Below are 2,608 nucleotides of genomic sequence, written 5' to 3' on the forward strand. Positions count from 1 at the left end.
CCTGGGAACGCTACCGGGGCGACGAGCACGGGGAGGACGCGCCGGCGGGCCATGCGCTGCGCCTGGTCACCTCGGACGGCCGCGAGAAGGACGTCGAGGCGAACCAGATCGTGCGGGGCTATCCGGCCAACCGGATCGGCACCGGCGGCCGCCTGGGTGTCTATTTCGCCCGCTGGCTCGAGTACCTAACGGCCGAACCCCGCGAGGCCAACAGCGAGGGCGGCGTGGCGCCGGCCATCTTCGGCACGGTGCTGATGACCATCGGCATGACGATCCTGGTGGTGCCCTTCGGCGTGATGGCCGCCCTGTACCTGCGCGAGTACGCCAAGCAGGGCTGGCTGACGAGCGTCGTGCGCATCGCCATCAACAACCTGGCCGGCGTGCCGAGCATCGTCTTCGGCGTGTTCGGCATGGGGTTCTTCAGCTACATGGTGGGCGGCAGCATCGACGCCATCTTCTTCGCCGACAAGCTGCCCAACCCGACCTTCGGCACCGGCGGCATCATGTGGGCGTCGCTCACCCTGGCGCTGCTGACGCTGCCGGTGGTCATCGTGGCGACCGAGGAGGCGCTGGCGGCCGTGCCGTCGTCCATGCGCGAGGGCTCGTTCGCCTGCGGGGCCACAAAGTGGCAGACGATCCGGCGGGTGGTGCTGCCGCGCTCGCTGCCCGGGGTCATGACCGGCGCGATCCTGGCCATGGCCCGCGGGGCCGGCGAGGTGGCGCCCCTGATGCTCGTCGGCGCCGTGAAGCTGGCCCCCGAGCTGCCCCTGGACGGCCATTTCCCGTTCCTGCACCCCGAACGCAGCTTCATGCACCTGGGCTTCCACATCTACGATCTCGGCTTCCAGAGCCAGAACTCGGAAGCCGCCAAGCCCATGGTGTTCACCACGACGATGCTGCTGATGGGCATCGTCCTGTTCCTGAACCTGGCCGCGATCTGGTTCCGGTCGCGCCTGAACCGCAAGTTCGCGGGTTCGAAGTTCTAGCCCGAAGGAAGTCGTGCCGATGGAGTCCTCGTTCGCCAACCTGAACGGTCCCGCGCCGCAGAAGAAGGGGCCGTCCCAGACGACGGACCGCCTGACGGACATCGCCGCCGGCAAGGTCGTCCCGACCAAGGTGCACCCGGAGCTGCAGGACGAGGAACTCGTCCTGGACGTGAAGGGCTTCAACCTGTGGTACGGGGAGAAGCAGGTCCTCTTCGACGTGAACCTGCCCGTGCCCAAGGGCAAGGTGACCGCCCTGATCGGGCCCTCGGGCTGCGGCAAGAGCACCCTGCTGCGGTCGGTGAACCGCATGAACGACCTGATCGACACCGTCCGCATCGGCGGCGACATGGAACTCGCCGGCGACACCATCTACGGCAAGGGCGTCGATGTGATCGAGCTGCGCCGGCGCATGGGCATGGTCTTCCAGAAGTCGAACCCGTTCCCCATGAGCATCAAGGACAACGTCACCTACGCCCTGCAGATCAACGGCGAGCGCAACCGCGCCGTCCTGGACGAGGTGTGCCGGACGGCCCTGGAGGGGGCCGCCCTTTGGGACGAGGTCAGTGACCGGCTCGACGAGAGCGCCCTCGGCATGAGCGGCGGCCAGCAGCAGCGGCTCTGCATCGCCCGGGCCATCGCCGCCGAGCCCGAGGTCCTGCTCATGGACGAGCCCTGCAGCGCCCTGGATCCCATCGCCACGACCCGTGTGGAGGAGCTCATTCTGCGCCTGCGGGGCGACTACACGGTGCTCATCGTGACCCACAACATGCAGCAGGCCTCGCGTGTGAGCGACTACACGGCCTTCATGTACCTCGGGCAGGTGGTGGAGTACGGGCCGACGGCTAGGCTGTTCACGAACCCGTTGCTTAAGGAGACCGAGGACTACATCACGGGCCGCTTCGGATAGCCCGTAGGTTGTGCCTTCAAGAATGTGTCTTCCGCCGAGCGCTGATCGCCGATAAGCGCTTGGCCATAGTTCAGAACGCATACCCCAGTTCGTGCCGCCTCTCCCGGTCCACCACGACCGTCCTGACCCGCCGCTCGTAGTACTCCGTCCACCGCGGCGGCACGTCGACCCGATTGCGGAAGCACCGCCGCCCCAGCAGTCCACCGATCGTCAGAGGTTCCGTCATCATCCCCAGTTCCATCGCCGGCGTCGGGCTGCCTCGGGCCTTCTCCCGGCGCCCCTTCATGTAGTTCCGCCACACCAGCAGGATCGCCAGCCGCTCCGCGCTCGCCTGCCGCCGCTTCGACCACGCGATCGTCTCCCGCTTGTGGTTCGCGCTGCTGTGACGGATCAGCAGGTCCAGCAGGTTGATCTCCCACAACGCGTTGTTCTTGTCGCGGTGGTCGCTCCCCGGCGTGATCCGATGCACGATCCGGGCCGGCAGCCTGCGGATCGACCGCTTGTACGCCGGGTGATCGTCGCTGAAGACCGTGGCTGACGCCCGGTTGCCCAGGGTCACCTCGAGGAGCTCGAACATGTCCTTCTCGATCGCCTTGGGGTCGGGACGGCCGTGGAGGAGTTCGAGTTCGCGGCGACGGCGCTTCTGCTGAGCGGTCATCCGGCCTTTGCGGCGGAGCGGGCTGTCGGTGAAGTAGTAGAAGAAGTCCGTCCCCTT

At 67.3% G+C, this 2,608-nt stretch carries 3 protein-coding genes; 2 read left to right on the forward strand and 1 reads right to left on the reverse strand.

Features of this window, described 5'->3' with window-relative positions; translation table 11 throughout:
* Both pstA and pstB read left to right on the forward strand, forming a co-directional pair.
* On the forward strand, positions 1-986 hold a 986-nt coding region (pstA, locus tag KDM41_17860), incomplete at its 5' end, for a phosphate ABC transporter permease PstA (protein MCB1185288.1).
* Positions 987-1,005: 19 nt separating this feature from the next.
* A complete protein-coding gene (gene pstB, locus KDM41_17865) occupies positions 1,006-1,893 on the forward strand; it encodes a phosphate ABC transporter ATP-binding protein (protein ID MCB1185289.1) in 888 nt (295 codons plus the stop codon).
* A 70-nt stretch (positions 1,894-1,963) separates the two neighbouring features.
* Here the strand turns inward: pstB and KDM41_17870 are convergent.
* The coding region (locus tag KDM41_17870; protein MCB1185290.1) for a hypothetical protein at positions 1,964-2,608 on the reverse strand (645 nt) is incomplete at its 5' end.

It is taken from the genome of bacterium, from assembly GCA_020440705.1.
GTDB lineage: Bacteria > Krumholzibacteriota > Krumholzibacteriia > LZORAL124-64-63 > LZORAL124-64-63 > JAGRNP01.

Bases quoted from the DNA above. Each gene is read 5' to 3' on its own strand.
- pstB (MCB1185289.1), top strand. From the start codon at position 1,006: ATGGAGTCCTCGTTCGCCAACCTGAACGGTCCCGCGCCGCAGAAGAAG.